Below are 18,958 nucleotides of genomic sequence, written 5' to 3' on the forward strand. Positions count from 1 at the left end.
ATGAACGCGACCCACACCACCGACATCGCCTCGGACCCCACCCCCGCGCCTACCTCCGCGCCCGGCACCGGCGCCGGCCCCGACACGAACGAGGCCCTCTTCCCCCTCGACAGAGACATCGACGTCGACGTCGACATCGACGAGTTCGTCGACCGCTACGTCGCCGTGTGGAACGAACCGGACCCGACCGCCCGCCGGGCCGCCGTGGTTGCGCTGTGGGCACCGGACGGAATCGAGACCATCGAGTCCGGGCGATACGTCGGGCACGAGGCACTGCTGGCTAGGGTCACCGAGGCGTACGAGCAGTTGGTCGCCGGGGGCGGGTTCGTCTTCCGCTCGGCCGAGGACGCGGTCGGTCACAACGGCACGATCACCTTCACGACGTACATGATCCCGGCGGCCGGCGGCGATGTCGCGTGGACCGGGCGCATGGTGGTCCGGCTCGGCCCGGACGGCCGGATCCGGCATGACCGGCAGTTCACCGTGCCGACCGATCCGACGCCCGGCACGGGCGCCGTGGTCGCCGAGTTCGTCCGCCGGGTCGGCGCGGGCGACCCGGACCGGATCGCCGAACTGTTCGCCGATCGGGTGGACTGGCTGCTCGACTGGCCGGCCGAGGGCCACCCGGCGACGCCGTGGATCCGGTCGCGCTCGACCCGAGCAGACGTCGCCGCGCACTTTCGCGAACTGGCCGCCGCGCACACCGACGACCACGCCCCGAACACGCACGCGGACACGGACACGGAATCGGATACGGATACGGATACCGACGTCGACGTCCCCACCGCCGGACCCGACCCGCGGATCCTGCTCGACGGGCCCGAGGCGGTCCTGCTCACCGAAATCCGCCGCACCGCAGCGTCCACCGGAACGGCCTACCGAGCCATGTGCGCGGTCCACGTCACCGTCGAAGCGGGCCTGATCAGCCGCTATCACGTATACGAGGACAGTCTCACCGTGGCCCGCGCCCACACCGTCGGCAACCGACCGACCGACACCCCAACGACCTGACGACCTGACGACCTGACGTCCCGCACCCGGTCGGCGGCACTCGCACCGCGCCCTGCCCCGCGACGCTCGACACCCGAGGCCCCGCCACGCACCCCACCGCCGACCGGCCGGGATCCCCGTACAAAACCGCGCCCTTGAGCCGGGCCCTAACCCTTCAGCGCCTCTCCCAACAACGCCGTGGCCCGCGACCAGGCATCCGCCGCAGCCACCGGACGGTACGTATCGCGCTCCGGGCAGCAGAAGCCGTGCGGCGTGTCCGGGTACACCACGAACTCGTGCCGCACGCCCGACTCGGCCAGCCGGCCCGCGATCGACTCCCGCTGGTCGGCCGTGTACAGGTGGTCGTCCGCGCCGATCAGCACCAGTACCGAGGTGTCGTGCCGGGTCAACAGAGGAGTCAGCTCCACCGTCGGCTCCGGCCGCCCCAACGCGATCTCGCCGCCGGTCAGCCAACCCGGATAGAACACGACCAGCGCCGCCAACGGCACCTGCGTCGCCGCGTAGTAGGCGATGTGCCCACCCGCGCTCAACCCCAACATCGCGGTCGGCGCGTCGTCGCCGAAGCGTCGGCTCAACTCCGCGATGGTCGCGGTGACATCGCCGCGGACGCCGGCCCGGGTCAGCCCGCCGACCAGTTCGAGTCCGCGAGCCCGCCCGTCGGGGTCGGCGGGCAACTCGATCCGGTGGCCCACCCGATGGTAGAAGTCCGGTACCAGGGCTCGGAAGCCGAGGCCCGCGAGCGTGTCGGCGACACCCCGCACATAGCCGGTGACGCCGAACATCTCGAAGCCCACGAGCACGTTCGGATGCGGTCCGGGTCCGCTGGGTCGGGCCAGATACCCCGACATCGGCGCCGCCGCGCCGGGTACGTCGATCTCGATCCACTCGGTGACGATTTTGCTCATGCCACCGACCGTAGATCCGTTCCACTCCGGCATCCATGCGTCGTCTTTACTGGTAACAGCAGTACCAGGACCCATCCGCACCAGGACCCATACCGAGATCGGCCCGAAGTCGAGACGGCCGCCGAAGTCGAGTCGCCCTCGAAGCGGCACGACCCCAGGCCGCCACCGACCTCCAGGCCACCACCGACCCCGCCACCGGCCGAAGCCCCACCAAGGAACCCCCGGAATGCCCGCAACGCCGGACGGCCACCCCACTCCCGACCGCCCCACTCCCGGCCACCCCACTCCCGATCGCCCCGCTCCCGACCGCCCCGCCCGCGAGTTCGCCGACTTCCTACGCTCGCGCCGCGCTCGGCTGCGACCCGCCGACGTCGGTCTGCCGCCGGGGACCCGCCGCCGCACCGGTGGCCTGCGCCGTGAGGAGGTCGCGGGCCTCGCCGCGATCTCGACCACGTACTACACGTTCCTCGAACAGGGCCGCGACGTACATCCCTCCCGCCAGGTCCTGGACGCGCTCGGCACCGCGCTGCGGCTCGAACCGGCCGAGCACGCCCACCTGATCCGGCTCGCCGAGGGCGTACCCGCAACCGCCCGCGCAGACGGGCCCGAAGGGCCCGACGAGGTTCTCGACCCCGCGGTGGCGGCGCTGGTCGACCGCCTCGACCCGCACCCGACCTACGTCACCGGCCGCCGCTTCGACGTGCTCGCCGCCAACGGCGCGGCCCGCGCCTTGTGGGCCGACTGGCCGCGCCTGCCGCCCGAGGAACGCAATATCGTGTGGTGGACCCTGGTCGCCCCGGAAGCCCGCACCCGCCTCGTCGACTGGGAGGCCGAGGCCGTCGGCGCCCTGGCCCGCTTCCGTGCCGCCGCCGACCGCCACCCGGGTGATCCGGCCTTCGCGGACCTGATCCGACGCCTGCGCGCCGCCGGTCCGGAGGCGGACGCGTGGTGGTCCCGACACGACGTGCGCGACCTGTCCTCCGGTCGAAAGCGCCTGTACCACCCGAGGTTGGGCCGCCTCGACCTGACTCACGTGGTCCTGCGGGTCGCCGACGACCCGGAGCAGAAGCTCGTCACCTTCACCGCCGACCCGCCGCACCAGGCCCGGATCGCCGAGCTCGTCCGCGAAGCCGAGCGCGACGCGCGGAACGCCGACGACGCGCGCTGACCGAGCCGGGGGTCGGCGCCGGCGCCGGCCTTGTCACTCACGTAAGTGACAAGGCCCGCCGGCGGTCACCCACGTAGGTGACAACCCCCGCCCCCGACCCGACCAACCGGCACCGCAACACCACCACCCCGCTACGCCACCACCCCGCCACGCCCCCCGCCACCCCACTACGCCCCGAAAACCCGCTCACCCCCCACAAACGTCTCCAACACCCGCGTAGCCCCGATCTCACTCTCCGGCGCCGCGAACGGATCACGGTCGAGCACCACCAGGTCCGCGTGGTTGCCCACCACGATGCTTCCGGTGTCGTCCAGGTGGTTCACGTACGCGCTGCCCGCCGTGTACGCCGCCAGCGCCGTGTGCAGGTCGAGCCGCTGCTCCGGGAAGAACACCGGCGAGTCCGACCCGTGGATGCGCCGGTTCACCGCGACGTGGATGCCCTGAATCGGATCCGGGCTGGACACCGGCCAGTCGCTGCCCGCGACCAACGTCGCACCGCTACGTGCCAGTTCGCCGAACGGGTACTGCCACGCGGCCCGCTCCGCGCCCAGGAAGGGGATGGTCAGCGTGTCCATCTGCGGCTCGTGCGCGGCCCACAGCGGTTGCATGTTCGCGCTCGCGCCGAGTTCGCGGAAGCGGCCGATGTCCGCCGGGTGCACCACCTGGAGGTGGGCCAGATGCGGCCGGGTGTCCTTCCACCCGTTCGCCGCGCGCATCGCGGCCACCGCGTCCAGCGCCTCGCGCACCGCGCGGTCGCCCAGCGCGTGGAAGTGCACCTGGAAGTCGTGCGCGTCCAGTGCCGTGACATACCGGCGCAGCGCCTGCGGCTCGATGAAGCTGATCCCGCTGTTGTCCGACGCGCATCCGCACGCCGTCAGATACGGGCTGAGCATCGCGGCGGTGAAGTTCTCCGCGATGCCGTCCTGCATGATCTTGACGGTCGTACACGACAACCGCCCTCGCGTGCCCGCCTCGCGTCGGGCCAGCAGGTCCTCGATCTGCTCGATCCCGCGGTCCCGCTGCCACCACAACGAGCCGACCACGCGCGCGGTCAACTGCCCTCGGTCCGCCGCCGTCAGGTACGCGGCGCTCGCGTCGGTGATGTTGGCGTGCGCGCCGAGCAGCGCGTCCTGCCACGCGGTGACGCCGAGCGAGTGCAACAACCGCTGGGCCCGGAGCAGGCCGGCCACCTGGTCCTCGGGAGTGAGCGCGGGCAGCAGCCGGCCGACCAGGTCCGCCGCGCCCTCTTGGAGCACCCCGGTCGGCTCGCCGTCCGCGTCGCGCTCGATCCGGCCGTCGGCCGGATCCGGGGTGTCCCGGGTGATGCCCGCCAGGCGCAGCGCCATGCTGTTCGCCCACGCGCCGTGGTGGTCCCGGTTGGGCAGGAACACCGGGCGGTCGGGGACCAGTTCGTCCAGCATCGACCGGTGCGGCAGGCCGCCCGGGAATGCCTCCATCGACCAGCCGCCGCCGGTGATCCACTCCAGGTCCGGGTGGGCGTCGGCGTAGGCCCGCACGGCCTGCCGGTATTCGGCGAGCGTCTCGTGCTCGGACAGGTCGCACTGACCCATCTCCACGCCGCCGCCCACCGGGTGCACGTGCGCGTCCTGGAAGCCCGGGATCAGCAGCTTCCCCGCGAGGTCGACGACCTCCGTACGGGCGCCGATCAACGCGCGCACCTCGTCGTGCCCGACCGCGACGATCCGCCCGTCGCGCACGGCCACCGAGCTCGCCCGGCTGCGCCCGGCGTCGACCGTGTACACCGCGCCGCCGGTGAAGACCACGTCCGCACCGGCGGACGCGGAAGCGGAAACCGCGGTCGAAGCAGTGGTGGACACCTCGGTCGAGACAGAAGCGGACACCGCGGTGGAAACAGCGGCGGACGCCCCGGTGGAGGTGTGAACGATGTGGTCGGTGGTGCTCATGCGTTTTCCTTGGACTTGAAGGCGTCGAAGTCGGCGGCGTCGTTGTAGCGGTCCATCGGCAGTTCGATCGAGTCGCCGTCGGTGCCCCGACCGGTCTCGAAGTAGGCCGACTTGCGCACGTACTTGGCGTAGGCGGCGAACCCCAGACCGGTGAGGATCACCACCATCGGCACGGAGAACATGAACCAGCCGTTGTCGGGGCTGAGTTCGAAGCTGTCGCTCATGGTCAGGTAGTCGTAGGCGAGGTACGCGCCGACGCCCAGCAGCGCGCATCCGCTCACCCCGGGGATGACCACGGCGCGCACCGCCTCGCGTCGGTCGGTGCGCAGCGTCGGCCGGAACCGCACCGCGCAGGCGATCGCGGTCAGACCGTAGTAGAACGCCACGATCAGGCCGATCGAGTTGACCGCGGCCAGGATCATGTCGTTGAGCTTGGGGATGCCGATCGCCAGTACGGCGGTGCCGGCCGCGATCGCCATGATCAGCACCGTGCCGATCGCGGGCGATCCGAAGGTCGGGTGGATCCGGGTCCACACCTTGCCGAGCGTCTGGTCGCGGCCCATCGCGAGCATGCCGCGCGCGGTGGGGATGACGCCGGACTGCAACGACGCGATCGCGGAGAAGATCAGCGCGAGCAGCGGCAGGCTCGCCCACGGGTCGGCGGCCAGGTGCGCGCCCAGGAAGGTCAGTCCCTGCGGTCCGTTCTCGGTCAGTTCCGGAACGGTCATCACCCGCTGGAAGGCGATCGCGCCGAGCAGGAACATGCCGAGCATCACGAACAGCGCGATCAGCCCGCCTCGGGCCGAGTCCTCGGGGTTCTTCGTCTCCTCCGTGACGCTGAACGCCGCGTCCCAACCCCAGAAGAAGAACACCGCAAGCACCAGGCCCTGGGCGAAGTCCGAGGCCGAGTCGATCTCGAACGGGTTGAACCACGAGAACGAGAACGGCTGGTCGCCGGAGGCGATCGCCCAGACGCAGAAAACCAGCAGTACCGCGTACTCGAAGACCAGCAGGAAGGTCTGCAGCCGGGTGGCCTGACGCACGCCGGTGATCGCGAGCACGGTGACCACCACCAGGACGATCAGGCCCAGGACGGTACTGAGCTTGGTCGAGTTCGGGTCCAGGGCCAGCCCCGCGAACTCGTGCCAACCGGCCTTGTTGGCGAATTGGAGCAGCACCGAGCCGGTGATCGCGCTGGTGTAGGCGAGGAAGATGATCGACCCGGCGAGGGCGACCCAGCCGGTGAGGAAGCCCGACCACGGGCCGATCGACTTGCCGACCCAGACATAGCCGCTGCCGCAGTTCGGCTCGACCCGGTTGAGTCGGGCGTACGCTCCGGCGATGCCGAGCATCGGCAGGAAGGCGATCAGGATGATCGCCGGCGTGGCCAACCCGACGGTGGCGGCCAGGCTGCCCATGCCGACGCCGATGCTGGTGGTGGCCGCCGTACTGGACGCGGCCACCGCAATGCCGTCGACGACACCGAGCGACTTGCGCAGCGCGGGCGGTTGATCGTCCCGGGGCAGGTTCGTGGACATCGGCGCTCCCAGGGAGGCTAAAGCGGACGGGGGGTGGACGCCGATGAAACAGCCTGCGTCAGAATTACGTCAATGGTGTTGACATAAGGTGTGGCGCGAACACGCCGGCACGCGGGACCTTGGCGGGCAGGCGGGGGCGGCCGGCCGGACAGCAGCCGGCCGGACAGCCGGACAAGCTTCGGAGGATCGTGTGGACGGAGCAGACGGAGTGGACCGGGTGGATCGCGCGGACCGCACGGACCACGTGGGCCGCACGGACCGCACGGACCGCGTGGTGGGTGAACGTCGCCGGCGCAGGCCGACCAAGTCGGGGAGCGTTTTGTCCGAGGATGTCATTGTCGATTGTGCAGTACGCCTGATCGGACACCACGGTGCGCAGGCGCTGACGGTCCGCAAGCTCGGCGCCGCGCTCGGGTGCGACCCCACCGCCATCTACCGATACTTCCGCGGCACCGACGACCTGCTGCTCGCGATCGCCGACTTCCTGATCGGCGAGACGCTGGCCGGCTACCGGCCGGGCCCGGACTGGGTGGCCTCGCTGCGCGAGCTGGGCCTGCGGGTCCGTGACGGCTACCTGCGGCACCCGCGCGTGGCCGCCGTCGCGGCGTCCCGGGTGACCCGGCGGCACAACGAGTTCCGGGCCGTGGAGATCGGCGTGGCCCTGCTGCTCTCGGCGGGCTTCTCCCCCGCCGACGCGGTGCGCTACTACCGGGTGTTCATCGACACCGTGCTCGCGCACGCGGCCCTGGAAGCGTCGTACGCCGCGCTCGCGCCCGAGGTGCGCGAGGCCGACGACCGCTCCTGGGAGGAGACGTACAACAGGCTGTCCGGCGCGGACTATCCGGCCATCGGCACGGTCCGTCGGCACCTGCCCCAGGGGATGGCGGGCAGCCCCTTCGAGGACGTGCTCGACCTGCTGCTGGAATCGCTCGCCCGACGGGTGTGAATGCGGTCGGACACAGCGTCACCGATCGCCACGATCGGTGCCGTGACGAACATTTGACGCTACGTCAACAATGCAGGCGGGTACGTGTGTCGTAGGGGGTGCCGCAGACTCGATAAGGTGGCGCGTGTTTCCAGACCTCACCCACTCCCACGGGGGATCCGTGCTGATCGACAAGTTCATGCATGGCGTCGTGGCGCCCACCGCGAAGGCGATCTACCGCCCGCGTACCGAGGGCCGCGAGAACGTACCGATGACCGGCCCGGTCATCATCGCCAGCAACCACCTGTCGTTCGTTGACAGCGTCGCGATCCCCGTGGTCATGCCGCGCAAGGTGTCGTTCCTCGCGAAGGCCGAGTACTTCGACGGCCCCGGGCTCAAGGGCCGGGTCAGCAATGCCTTCTTCTCCGGAATCGGCGCCGTCCCGGTGCCCCGAGGTGCGCACAGCGCGGCGAAGGCCGCCCTGGAGACGGCGCTTTCGGTACTCGAACGCGGCGACGCGTTCGGGATCTACCCCGAGGGCACCCGCTCTCGGGACGGCCGGCTCTACCGGGGCCGGACCGGGGTCGCGTGGCTCACGCTGGCCGCGCGGTGCCCGGTGGTGCCGGTCGGCATCATCGACACCGACCGGGTCCAGCCGATCGGCTCGAACATCCCGAGGTTGTCGCCGCGCGCGCTCATCCGCTTCGGTGAGCCGCTCGACTTCTCGCGCCACTTCGGACGCACGGACGTGGCCCGGGCGCGGCGCGAGATCACCGACGAGATCATGGAAGCGATCCAGAAGTTGTCGGGTCAGGACTACGCGGGCGTGTACAACGAGACGCCGGCGGAGGTCTGAGCGTCTGAGCCCGGGCCCCTCGGCCGACGCCGCGACCCGGCGAACCCGGCTGCGACCCGGCGATCCCGGCCGTCGCCTCGCCGAACCCGACCGCGCTTCGGCGAACGCGCCCCTTCCTCAGCGCAGCGAGCCCTGCCACTGCCATTCGCCGGCCGGAACCCGCGGCCGGCCCGGCAGGTCGCCCCGACCCGTGCACCACGACAACACGTCCGCCGGGGCGTCACCCGTCCCCGTCGGCGCGTCCGGGAACAGCCGGGCCAGCGCCGGGGCGGCGAGTTCGTCCGGCGGCGACCAGACCTGGCCGAGCGCGCGGGTGATGTCGTACGTGTGCAGGAGCAGTTCGACCACGCCCATCGCGGCGAAACCGGTGCGATCCGAGTGGCCCCAGGGGTGCCAGGCGCGGACCTCGGGTGGGGTGTCGCGCACGGTCGAGGCGAGTACGGTGCCGGCGATCCCGAGGCCGTCCAGACACGCGTCGATCGGGGCCGCCGGGTCGAGCGACGCGAACAGCGTGATGTAGCGGTCCGTCGGCCGGGCGATCAGCAGGCCCGTATAGCCGACCAGGCCCAACGCGAGGTGGTCGAGCAGTTGCCGGCAGGACCGCTCGCCGTCGGCGGGTCGGCCCCAGGCGGGGTCGACGACCGCGGAGTGAACGCCCGCGGAGTGAACGACTGCCGGGTGATCGACTGCCGTGGAGGCGCCCGCGGCCGCGGTCCCACCGGTCTCCGCCGCGGCTCGGGCGAGGGTCGCCACGCAGACCTCGGTCGCTCGGGTGACCAACGCGGGCCAGTCGTGGGCGGTCGCCGCCGTCTCCGTCGTCGTGGCGCCTCGCACGATCGTCCCCGTTCCCGTCCCCATCCACATCCCCGTTCCCGTTCCCGCCCCTGTTGTCATCCCCGCTCCCGTCCCCGCCCCCGCTCCCGGGTTCACTTGCGGAGTTCCTCGACCAGCCGGGCGTAGCCGTCCGAGCCGTGGCCGGCCGCGATCGCGCGTCGGGTGTACGTGCGGTACAGCTCCGGGAGGGCGGTGTCGACGCCGCGTGCCCGGGCGGCGTGGACGAGGTGGTCCATCGTCGCCAGGTGCACGTCGAGCGTGGCGTCGTCGCCGGGGTAGGCGCCCGCGTCGACCTGTCCCGCGTACAGGTCGATGAATCCGGTCACGGCGTGGGCCAGCCAACGGTTGGCGATCGGCGTGAATTCCGCCGCGCCCACCCCGTCGGCGCCGACCACGGCCGAACCGTGCAGCCAACCCGTCAGCGTCGCCCACATCACGCCGAGCAGCGCGGTGTCGTACAGGCTCGCGACGCCGGCGTCCGGGCCCAGGTCGACCGGATCGCCGAGTGCGCGCAGGGTCGCGGCGTGCCGGGCGAACGCGGCCGGGTCGCCGCTGTAGAGCAGCATCGACTCGGGCGAGCCGATTCCGGGCGGCGTGGACATGATCGCGCCGTCGAGGTAGGCAACTCCCAGTTCAGCCGCCCACGAGGCGGTCGACCGGGCCTGTTCGGGCGAGCCCGAGCTGAGGTTGACCAGGGTGCGGCCGGCGAGCGCCGCCTCGTCGGCCTTCAGGATGGTGTGCGTGCTGTCGTAGTCCAGCACGCAGACCACGATCACCGGACTCGCGGCGATCGCCTCGGCCACGGTGTCGGCGCGCACCGCGCCACGGGCGACCAGGTCGTCGGCCTTCGCGGCGGAGCGGTTCCACACCGTGGTGGGATGGCCGGCCGCCCGGAACGCCTCGGCCAGGGCGGCGCCCATCGATCCCAGACCGATGACCGTCACGGCTTCGTGGTTCATCTTCGTCCCTCGTTCGTGCTCTGTGCGCGGCACGGGACACCCGTGCTCACGCGTCGTCGTTCCGTGCTTCGTCGGCCGTCCTCCCGGCCGAACGTGGACAACCCTCGCAGCGCCGAAACCGCGCCGACAGTGGCAGGAATGCCTATCGGCGCAAAATTCGCGCCATCGATGATCTAGGCTGTCCACCCATGAACGACCGAGCGGGGAACACGCGGGCGACGGGACCGGGATCGGTGGCCGTCGCGGTGATCGACGACGGCGACATCCCGCCGTGGGACATGTACGAACTCTCGATCGCCTGCGCGGTGTTCGGCACTCCCCAACCGGAACTCACGGACCGCTGGTACGACTTCCGCGTCTGCGTGGAACGGCCGACGGGCGGCGCAACCGGTCCGGACGGCGGACCCGACGCCGCTGCCGACTCGGGCCCCGGCCCCGGATCCGGCCTCGGCTCCGGATCCGGCTTCGCGTTCGGCATCCGAACCCCCTACGGATGGGACGCGTTGGTCGACGCGGACACGGTAATCGTGGCGGCAGTGCCGCAGGAGTGCGTCGACCACGACCTCGAACTGCCCGCCGATTTCCTGGCCGCCCTGCGCGCCGCGGCCGACGCCGGCGCGCGGATGGTCTCGCTGTGCACGGGCGCGTTCGCCCTGGCCGCCGCCGGCCTCCTGGACGGACGCCGGGCCACCGCGCACTGGGCGCACACCGAGGATCTGGCCCGCCGGTATCCGAACGTCACCGTCGACGACAGCGTCCTCTACGTCGACGACGGCACCGTGCTCACCAGCGCCGGCATGACCGCCGGCCTCGACCTGTGTCTGCATATCGTGCGCGCCGACCTGGGCGCCCACATCGCCAACCTGCTCGCCCGCCGCATGGTCGTCCAAGCCCATCGCCCGGGCGGCCAGGCGCAGTTCGTGGCCCTGTCCATACCCGCCACCGACGACGAGGGTCTGGCCCCCGTGCTGGCCTGGGCCGGCGCCCACCTGGACCGCCCGCTCACCGTCGAGGACCTGGCCCGCCGCGCCCGGATGAGTCCGCGCACCTTCTTCCGCCGCCTCCAGGCCGCCACCGGCACCACCCCGCTGCAATGGCTGCTCACCCAGCGCCTGGCCCGCGCCCAATCCCTGCTGGAGACCACCGACCTCCCCATCGAGCAGATCGGCGAACGTTGCGGCCTGGGTACCGCCGCCAACCTCCGCCACCACTTCGCCACCCGGCTCGGCGTCTCCCCCGCCGACTACCGCCGCGCCTTCAACACACCCGCGCCCGCGCCGATCCGGATCGGCACCGACTCCGCCGCCTGACGCCCGCCCCGCGCCGCGCCGCCGGCGGGTGGACCGGCGGCGTACGGAGTGACAGGGTGGAGAGGTCAGCCATCCATCCATGTTCGTGGCGGAAGGTGGCGAAACGCCATGGCTGAACACCCACACGCCGCCCTGGTTCGCCGGGGCTACCAGGCGTTCGCACAGGGTGACCTGGGCACTCTGCGCGCGATGATGACGACCGACTGTACGCACCATGTCCCCGGCGACCACATGTTGTCGGGCGACTTCAAGGGTGTGGACGCGGTGCTGGGCTACTACGAGCGACTCGCGACGGAGACCGGCGGCAGCTTCCGCGTCGAGCTGCGCCACCTGTTCGTCGACGGTCGCGGCCATGTGGTCTCGGTGCACCGGGCCACCGGCGAGCGAGCGGGCAGGCACCTCGACCAGATGGGCGGCATCGTCTTCCGCCTCGTCGGCGAGAAGATCACCGACCTCGACGAATGCGTCGAGGACATGACGGCGGCAGCCGACTTCTGGGCCTGACACCCGAATCCGGGCCGGACACCCCGCTTCCGGACCCGGCTCCGACTTCCGGGCCGACCCGGCCCGGCTCACCCCACGTGTGGCTCACCCGAACCGTGACCCACCCGGCCCTTGGCGCACCCGACCGGGTGCCCCCCGACCCGTGACCCACCCGACCCATGGCACACCCGACCGATGGCACACCCGACCCGTGGCTCACCCGATCCGGAACGTCCCCCCGGGCGGAGCCGGCGACGGAATCGCCGTCCTGTCCGTGACGGCCGCCCCGTCGCGGGAGAACACCCGGGCCTCGATCCCGGAGAGCACGCGCGCCGGTGTCTCGTCGCAGGCGGTACGCCGGGCCAACTGGCTCACCGGCAGCGCGACCGTGGACGCCACCACGACGAGGTTGCCGAACCGCCGCCCGCGCAGTACGCCCGGCTCGGCCATCAACGCCACCTGGGGGAACACCGCGCGCAGGGTGGCCACTTGAGCGCGTGCGAAGTCGAGGTCGCCGCCGTCGGCGATATTGGCCGCGTACGCGCCGCCGGGCCGCAACACCCGGGCCACCTCCGCGGCGAACTCCCGCGACGTCAGATGCGCGGGCACCTGCGCCCCGCCGAACACGTCGGCGATCACCAGGTCGGCCGAATCGTCGAGGCGCGCCGCCAACTCCTCCCGGGCGTCGCCGGTGCACACCTCTATCGCCGCGCCCGCCGGCAACGGCAGATGCTCCAGGACCAGCGCGATCAACTCCCCGTCGAGCTCGACGACGGTCTGCGTCGAACCCGGCCGGGTGGCCGCGACGTAGCGGGGCAGGGTCAGCCCACCGCCGCCCAGATGCAGCACGTCGAGCGGCTCGCCGGGTTCGGCCGCGAGATCCACCACATGGCCCAGGCGCCGCGTGTACTCGAATTCCAGGTGCTCGGGCCGGTCGAGATCCACGTACGACTGCGGCGAATCGTTGAGCGTCAGCAACCACGCGCGGGGCAGGTCGATGTCGGGCATCAGCAACGCCGCACCGAGATCCGTCGCCCGCCCCACCGGAATGGACTCGGTCGGTTCCTGCTGGTCGTCGTACATGAATCGATTGTCTCGCAGCATGGGCGCCCTCCCCGCCGCCGCTCCGGGGTCGACTTGGCATGATCGACCCGGGAAGCGGCAAGAGACGCGGGGAGCGTCGCCGGCGACGGCGACGCCCCGGCACCCGATCGGCCATCACCAAGCGCAACCCCCGGGAGAACAGGCATGCGGTTCACCAAGCTCGGCCACGCGTGTGTACGACTGACCACGGACGCGGCCACCGTCGTGATCGACCCCGGCGCCTTCAGCGAGCCCGACGCGATGGTGGGCGCGGACGCCGTACTGATCACCCACGAGCATGTGGACCACGTGGTCCCCGACACGCTCCGGGCCGCCGCGGCGGCGAACCCGGACCTGGAGATCTGGACCAACCCGGCCGTCGCCGCCCAGTTCCCCGACCTGGGCGGTCGGGTGCGCGCCGTGACGCACGGCGACACGTTCGAGATCGGCGGCGCGCAGGGTCTGTCCGTGCACGTGTACGGCGAGAAGCACGCCGTGATCCACCCGGACATCGCCGTCATCGACAACGTCGGCTTCCTGATCGACGGCCGCGTCTTCCACCCCGGCGACGCCTTCACCGTTCCGGAGGAGGCCACCCCCACCCTGCTCGTGCCGGCCGGCGCTCCCTGGCTCAAACTCGGCGACGCCGCCGACTACATCCGCGAAGTGGCCCCGGAGCAGGCGTTCCTGATCCACGACGGGCTGTACAACGACACCGGCCTGGCCCTGGCCGAACGCCTCCTGACCCAACTGGCCGGCTCCGACACCCGCCCCATCCACCACCCGCGCCCCGGCTACACCACCACGCTCGCCACGAGCGGGTGAGCCGCGGCTGCGCGGCGGAGCAGCCGCGCTCCGCCGGCCCCGCTCCCGTCGACGTCAGCGTGTCGTGAGGGCGGTCACCGCGGTCGCGTACATGGTCGACTTGATCGCGCCGAGTGTGGCGCGGTCCTTGCCCGCCAGGGGGCGTACGCGGGTCGAGGCCGCGGCGACCAGGGCCGCTTCCTCGGCCGTGTCGTCCACCAGGCCGATCACCCGGGCCTCGACGCCGCCGAAGCGTCGGCCGGTGGTCATCGAGGCGACGGCCGCGGCGGGGGTCGTCTTGCCCTGGACGAGCGCGGCCATGCCGGGCGAGAAGGGGATGCGGATGTCGACCTCGGGGAAGCAGAAGTAGCCGCGGTCGGCCCGCATGATCCGGAAGTCGTGGGCGATCGCGAACATCGCCCCGGCGCCGAACGCGTGGCCGTTCACCGCGGCGATCGTGGGCACGGGCAGCGTGAGCACGCGGGCCAACAGGGCTTCCACGTCGGCGACGTACGGGCCGAACTCGTCGGCGTGTTCGGCCAACCAGTCCAGGTCGAGGCCGTTGGAGTAGAACTTGCCTCGTCCCGTGGTCACCAGCACCGCCGGTTCGGGGTGTTCGACGACGGTGTCGAGCAGGGCGTCGACGGTCTTCACCCAGTCCGGCGCGAAACGGTTCTCCCCGTCGCCGAGGTCCAGGACGAAGACGTGGTCCTCGTGGCGCAGTTCGGGCATGGTCGGTCATTCCTTTCCGGAACCCGTCGTCCGCCCGCCATGCGGCGGCAGCGGCGGCGGGAGGGTGAGGACCGCGCGGACCGCGGCCTCCAGTCGTGCGCGGCTGTCGGCGCCGATCCGGGGGCGGCCGTCGGTGCACGGCCCGGTCAGTTCCCGGCGGAACACGGCCGTCGGCAGGTCGACCACGCACAGCGTCACCACTTCGACGCTCGGCCCGTCGGCCCGCCCCCACAACGCCCGCGCCAGTCGGGTGAGCAGCGCCAGAACCCGCTTGTCCAGCGCGAACATCGCCTCGGCCGATTCCTGCGGCAGGTCGGGGCCGAGCAGCCGATCGCGGTGGACGCCCATGAGCATCCGAGCCGCCTCGGGTCGCCGGTCGGCGAACGCCGCCGGCGCGCTCGCCGCGGCCAGCACCGCTCGGACGCCGCCGTCCGGGTCGTCGAGGCGCACCGCGTCGACGAGTTCGACCTGAAAGTCCAGGAAGTCGCCCGCGGCGCGCAGCCACACGCGCCCGAGCAGGACCGGCAGCGACCCGAACGCGTGATAGATCGCCCCGTTGGACACCCCCGAGGCCGTCGCGAGCCCCCGCACGGTGAAGCGCTCCGGCCCGACGTCGGCCACCAACCGCTCGGCCGCGTCCAGCAGCAGATCGAGATCGTGAACCCGAGGACGAGGCATGCCGGAACAATAACAGAGCATCTGCTCCATAACAGCTCTCCGCCGCCCCACCGCCCTGCCGGACGGCACACCGTGATCTCATGGCGACAGGCTCGGAGAACGGAAGTCACGACACGGAAACCAAGACGGAGAGTCGGCCCGTGGCCCACGCCCCCTTACCCGCGACGCCACATGTCGACCCGGCCGAAGCCCTCCCGCCGGCGCGGCCGTACAGCGCCCGCGACCTGGACGAAACACGGCAACTGCGCGAGCACAACGCCCACATCGTCACGCTCGACACCCGCCACGGCGCCGGGGCCATCCTCGAATCGGCCGTGCGCTCGGCCCGATCGGCACTGCGCGCCACCCTGATCGGCCCGGCCTCCCGCGACCGGCTGGCCGCCGTGGCCGAGGCACAACAGGTGGCCGGGTGGCTGGCCTTCGACGCCGACCGGCAGGACCTGTCCCGCCGCCTGAGCACCGACGCCGTGCATACCGCGCGCCGCGCGGGCGACCGCTCCGCCGAACACTTCGCGCTGTCCCAACTCGCCATGCAGGCCATCCACCTGCGCCGCCCCGACCAGGCACTGGGCATCTGCGCGACCGTCCTGGCGGACGACCTGCCGCCCGGCGTACGGACCCTGTTCGTGATGCGCCGGGCACGGGCGCTCAACCAATACGGGGAGCACGCCAAGGCGCTCGACCTCATCCACGAGACCCACAGCCGACACCTGCAAGGCGCCGGTCCCCGCGATCCGGCCTGGGCCTGGTGGCTCGACACGGCCGAGATCACCTGGCACCACGCGATGATCCACGCCGACAACGGCCACTGGACCCGCGCGATCCCCCTGTTCGAACAGGCCGCCGCCGGACGCATCCCCGGCAGCCGCACCGCCCTCAACGACCACGCCTACCTACTGCACGCCCTCGCCCGAACCCGCACCTGGCCCGAGGCCGCCACCCTCCTGCACTCCCGCATCCTCCCGGCCCACTCCACCATCGCCTCCCCCCGCATCACCCACCTCCTCACCCGAACCGCCCGTTCCCTCACCACCCCACCCCCGGCCCACGACCTCTCCCACACCCTGACCACCACCCTCGGCCTCACCCCCGCGCCCGCGCGCGCCGTCGGCCGCACTCGGCGCGACCCAAAGCCCGATCTCTCTCGCCTCCAGCGCCTGCGCCCGGTCCACCGGACCGTAGGTCCCGGGGAGCCGGCATTCGAAGCCGACGCCGGTGAGGGCCCACCACGCACGCACGTCGGCGGGTAGCTCCACGCCCGCCTCCCGCGCGAACGCGTCGAGAAGCTCGGCATCCGCGGCGGGCCGGGCCGGGGCTCTCCGAATATGGCTCTCGAGCCATGCGTCGATGCGGTCCCACGATGTCCGAACGCCATGCTCGATCAAGGTCACGGCCCGGCACCTTCGCAGAGGGTCCCGACAGCCGCGTGACGGGCGTGCCTTCGGGGGTCGGCGCCGGGGCGGACTCCGGGGTGGTGGGAGGGGTTCGGGTCAGACGACGCGGATGTCGTGGTTGTTGGGGGTGGTGAAGGTCATCAGGTCGGCGGCTTCCGTGGTGAGGGCGGACTCGGTGGCGGGGGTGAGGGGGCGGAAGGGTTGGATTTCGAGGGTGAGGGGTGGGCCCGCGGGGTTGGTCGTGGCGGCCGGGGAGCCGGGCGAGACCGGTTTGCCGGCTCGGGTGAGGCGCCACATGCCGGCGACGAAGCCGTCCACGAGGAAGGTCGCGCGGATGATGCCGTTGACGGTGAACAGGCGCTTGCGGTCCTCCTCGGACATGATCCGGGTGCGGTTGGCGTGGGAGAGCAGGATGTTGTCGAACTCGGGGAGGAACCGGACCGCGGCCGGGGTGTCTTCGGGTGGGAGCGGGGCGTCGGGAAGGTCGTAGAGGTCACGGCCGGACTCGTCCCGGTACACGAGCAGGCTCGGGCGCAGGCGGTCGACCACCTCGCGCAGCCCGCCGAGGCCGGACCAGGCCTGCATGTCGGCCACCGTGGCCGGGCCGAAGGCGGCCAGGTAGCGCAGCAGCATCGCGTCGGGTGTCGATGTCGTCGACAGCGGGCGGCCCAGCCAGTGTTCGGCGGTCGTACAGGCGGATTGGCCGCTGCGGCCCCACAGCGCGCGAGGCGGGACCTGGACCAGCGGCGCCTGGCTGCGCAGCGCGTGTGCGAGCGCCTTCGGGTTCTCGCCGGGGAACAGTTCGCCGAGCGCGAGGCCCAGTCCCTTCGCCGTCAGCGCTTGCTTTTCCATCAACTCGCGTCCGGCGGCCACGAGTTCGCGAACGTCGACGGTCGAGTCGCCGAGGCCGTGCAGGACGTTCCGGTACAGGTCCGCGTCGTAGATCGACTGCACGACGGGCCGCAGCGCGAGGCAGTCGTCGGCGGTCACCAGGTGCACCGTGCCGCGCATCAGGCCGAGCCGCACCACCCGGCGCTCGGTCAGCAGGTCGGCCAGTTCCGTCGGCCGGAAGTCGGCGAGCCGGGTCCACAGGCCGATGTACGGCGGGTGCGGCGCCTGCGCCTGCATGCCGACCAGGTGCGTGATCGCCGCCTCCGCCGAGAGCGCGTGCCGCCGGGTCAACAATTGGCGTTCGAGCAGCACGCGGTTGAGCCGGCGGGTGCTGAGGGTGGTGATCTCCATGCGCCCAGACTAGGAGCGAATGCGGTCGGAAACTTGCCTCATTCGACGTCACCCTGAAGACATGGACTCGTTGGAGAGTACGACCCGCCTGCTTCGTCTGTTGTCCCTCCTGCAATCCCGACCCGAGCCGCACGAGCGCGCCGACGACCCCGATCGCACCGACCGACCCGACCCCGCCGGCCACTCCGAAGCACCCGTCTGGACCGGCCCCCGCCTCGCGGCCCGCCTCGGCGTCAGCCCGCGCACGCTGCGGCGCGATGTACGGCGACTGCGCGACGCGGGTTATCACGTCCGCACCGCGGGCTCGTCCGGCGGCTACCGACTCGACCCGGGCGGCCCGTTGCCGCCGCTGCTGGACCACGACGAGGCGGCCGCGATCGTCTCCGGCCTGCGTACCGCCGTCGGCGGCACCGTCGCCGGGATCGAGGCGACCTCGGCCCGGGCGCTGGCCAAGCTGGAACAGGCGCTGCCGACCGGCCTTCGACAGGACGTGGGCGCGCTCGACGCGGTCACCGTGGTGCTGCCGGTGGCCGGTGAGACGGTGGCGCCCGCCGACCTGAGCACGATCGCGACGGCGTGCCGGTCCGCCGAGACGCTGCGCTTCGACTACCGCACCCACGACGGCCGTGAGGGTGTGCGCAGCGCCCAGCCGCACCGGCTCGCCTGTACCGGACGTCGCTGGTACCTGCTGGCCTGGGACCTCGACCGGGACGACTGGCGGACCTATCGCGTGGACCGGATCCGGCTGCGCACGCCGAACGGCCCGCGGTTCGAGCCGCGTCCGCTTCCGGACGAGGACGTCGTCGCGTACATGTCGGCGGGCATCTCCACCCGCGCCTACCCGCACCGCGCGAGCGTGCTCCTGCGGGCCGCCCCGGAGGTCGCCGCGGCACGGATCGGCGCGACCGACGGTGTGCTGGCGGCGATCGACGCGAACACGTGCCGGTTGACCACGGGATCGTCCTCGATCGACACGTTGGCGTTCCGCCTCGTGCTCCTCGACCTGGACTTCACCGTCGAGAGCCCACCGGAACTCGTGTCCCGGATCGCCGAGTTGGGCCGACGCTGGACCCGGGCGGCGGCCGGCTGAGCGCCGAAACCCGGGACGGCC

At 72.0% G+C, this 18,958-nt stretch carries 18 protein-coding genes and 1 pseudogene; 10 read left to right on the forward strand and 9 right to left on the reverse strand.

The annotated features are described in order from the left end of the window. Both ACIBSV_RS21920 and ACIBSV_RS21925 read left to right on the forward strand, forming a co-directional pair. Positions 1–453, forward strand: a pseudogene (locus tag ACIBSV_RS21920) (nuclear transport factor 2 family protein); the annotation flags it as partial. After that, entirely contained in the window at positions 430–1,011 is a 582-nt protein-coding gene (locus ACIBSV_RS21925) for a nuclear transport factor 2 family protein (RefSeq protein WP_395865905.1), read from the forward strand. The pseudogene ACIBSV_RS21920 and the gene ACIBSV_RS21925, both read left to right, overlap by 24 nt. 146 nt (positions 1,012–1,157) lie before the next feature. On the opposite strand, the gene ACIBSV_RS21930 is transcribed toward ACIBSV_RS21925, so the two are convergent. Beyond that, positions 1,158–1,916 carry a dienelactone hydrolase family protein gene (locus ACIBSV_RS21930; protein ID WP_395865468.1) on the reverse strand — a complete coding sequence of 253 codons (759 nt, stop codon included), beginning with the start codon at positions 1,914–1,916 and terminating at the stop codon, positions 1,158–1,160. A gap of 226 nt (positions 1,917–2,142) precedes the next feature. Between ACIBSV_RS21930 and ACIBSV_RS21935 the strand changes: the two genes are divergently transcribed. Next, positions 2,143–3,084, forward strand: a complete 942-nt coding sequence (locus ACIBSV_RS21935; RefSeq protein ID WP_395865470.1) for a helix-turn-helix transcriptional regulator — start codon at positions 2,143–2,145, stop codon at positions 3,082–3,084. Between the two features lie 167 nt (positions 3,085–3,251). Here ACIBSV_RS21935 and ACIBSV_RS21940 read toward each other — a convergent pair whose 3' ends face one another. Then, positions 3,252–5,009 carry an amidohydrolase gene (locus tag ACIBSV_RS21940; RefSeq protein ID WP_395865472.1) on the reverse strand — a complete coding sequence of 586 codons (1,758 nt, stop codon included), beginning with the start codon at positions 5,007–5,009 and terminating at the stop codon, positions 3,252–3,254. Further along, positions 5,006–6,547, reverse strand: a complete 1,542-nt coding sequence (locus ACIBSV_RS21945; RefSeq protein WP_395865474.1) for an APC family permease — start codon at positions 6,545–6,547, stop codon at positions 5,006–5,008. The genes ACIBSV_RS21940 and ACIBSV_RS21945 overlap by 4 nt, the downstream gene beginning before the upstream one ends. 244 nt (positions 6,548–6,791) lie before the next feature. Here ACIBSV_RS21945 and ACIBSV_RS21950 point away from each other — a divergent pair, with 244 nt between their 5' ends. Further along, entirely contained in the window at positions 6,792–7,493 is a 702-nt protein-coding gene (locus ACIBSV_RS21950) for a TetR/AcrR family transcriptional regulator (protein ID WP_395865907.1), read from the forward strand. A gap of 124 nt (positions 7,494–7,617) precedes the next feature. Next, entirely contained in the window at positions 7,618–8,328 is a 711-nt protein-coding gene (locus tag ACIBSV_RS21955; protein ID WP_395865476.1) for a lysophospholipid acyltransferase family protein, read from the forward strand. Positions 8,329–8,445: 117 nt separating this feature from the next. Here the strand turns inward: ACIBSV_RS21955 and ACIBSV_RS21960 are convergent, their stop codons facing one another. Continuing rightward, positions 8,446–9,162 carry a hypothetical protein gene (locus ACIBSV_RS21960; RefSeq protein ID WP_395865479.1) on the reverse strand — a complete coding sequence of 239 codons (717 nt, stop codon included), beginning with the start codon at positions 9,160–9,162 and terminating at the stop codon, positions 8,446–8,448. A gap of 92 nt (positions 9,163–9,254) precedes the next feature. Next, a complete protein-coding gene (locus ACIBSV_RS21965) occupies positions 9,255–10,154 on the reverse strand; it encodes an NAD(P)-dependent oxidoreductase (RefSeq protein ID WP_395865481.1) in 900 nt (299 codons plus the stop codon). A 155-nt stretch (positions 10,155–10,309) separates the two neighbouring features. Here ACIBSV_RS21965 and ACIBSV_RS21970 point away from each other — a divergent pair, with 155 nt between their 5' ends. Together ACIBSV_RS21970 and ACIBSV_RS21975 are read left to right on the forward strand one after the other, a co-directional pair. Then, positions 10,310–11,431 (forward strand): GlxA family transcriptional regulator, encoded by a 1,122-nt coding sequence (locus ACIBSV_RS21970; RefSeq protein WP_395865483.1) that lies wholly within the window; start codon positions 10,310–10,312, stop codon positions 11,429–11,431. Positions 11,432–11,539: 108 nt separating this feature from the next. Continuing rightward, positions 11,540–11,935 carry a nuclear transport factor 2 family protein gene (locus ACIBSV_RS21975; protein WP_395865485.1) on the forward strand — a complete coding sequence of 132 codons (396 nt, stop codon included), beginning with the start codon at positions 11,540–11,542 and terminating at the stop codon, positions 11,933–11,935. A 195-nt stretch (positions 11,936–12,130) separates the two neighbouring features. On the opposite strand, the gene ACIBSV_RS21980 is transcribed toward ACIBSV_RS21975, so the two are convergent. Then, complete coding sequence (locus ACIBSV_RS21980) at positions 12,131–13,018, reverse strand: spermidine synthase (protein WP_395865487.1); 888 nt, start codon at positions 13,016–13,018, stop codon at positions 12,131–12,133. 144 nt (positions 13,019–13,162) lie between these two features. Here ACIBSV_RS21980 and ACIBSV_RS21985 point away from each other — a divergent pair, with 144 nt between their 5' ends. Further along, positions 13,163–13,822, forward strand: coding sequence for an MBL fold metallo-hydrolase (locus tag ACIBSV_RS21985; protein WP_395865489.1), 660 nt, complete (start codon positions 13,163–13,165; stop codon positions 13,820–13,822). 54 nt (positions 13,823–13,876) lie between these two features. Here the strand turns inward: ACIBSV_RS21985 and ACIBSV_RS21990 are convergent, their stop codons facing one another. Then, complete coding sequence (locus ACIBSV_RS21990; RefSeq protein ID WP_395865491.1) at positions 13,877–14,533, reverse strand: enoyl-CoA hydratase-related protein; 657 nt, start codon at positions 14,531–14,533, stop codon at positions 13,877–13,879. Positions 14,534–14,539: 6 nt separating this feature from the next. Next, complete coding sequence (locus ACIBSV_RS21995) at positions 14,540–15,211, reverse strand: helix-turn-helix domain-containing protein (RefSeq protein ID WP_395865493.1); 672 nt, start codon at positions 15,209–15,211, stop codon at positions 14,540–14,542. 140 nt (positions 15,212–15,351) lie between these two features. Between ACIBSV_RS21995 and ACIBSV_RS22000 the strand changes: the two genes are divergently transcribed. Further along, complete coding sequence (locus ACIBSV_RS22000; protein ID WP_395865495.1) at positions 15,352–16,461, forward strand: hypothetical protein; 1,110 nt, start codon at positions 15,352–15,354, stop codon at positions 16,459–16,461. Between the two features lie 240 nt (positions 16,462–16,701). On the opposite strand, the gene ACIBSV_RS22005 is transcribed toward ACIBSV_RS22000, so the two are convergent. Next, a complete protein-coding gene (locus ACIBSV_RS22005) occupies positions 16,702–17,847 on the reverse strand; it encodes a winged helix DNA-binding domain-containing protein (protein ID WP_395865497.1) in 1,146 nt (381 codons plus the stop codon). Between the two features lie 61 nt (positions 17,848–17,908). Here ACIBSV_RS22005 and ACIBSV_RS22010 point away from each other — a divergent pair, with 61 nt between their 5' ends. After that, a complete protein-coding gene (locus tag ACIBSV_RS22010) occupies positions 17,909–18,937 on the forward strand; it encodes a helix-turn-helix transcriptional regulator (RefSeq protein ID WP_395865499.1) in 1,029 nt (342 codons plus the stop codon). Positions 18,938–18,958 lie beyond the last annotated feature (21 nt).

Origin of the sequence: Embleya sp. NPDC050154 (assembly GCF_044460165.1) — a bacterium.
In the GTDB taxonomy this organism is placed as follows: domain Bacteria; phylum Actinomycetota; class Actinomycetes; order Streptomycetales; family Streptomycetaceae; genus Embleya.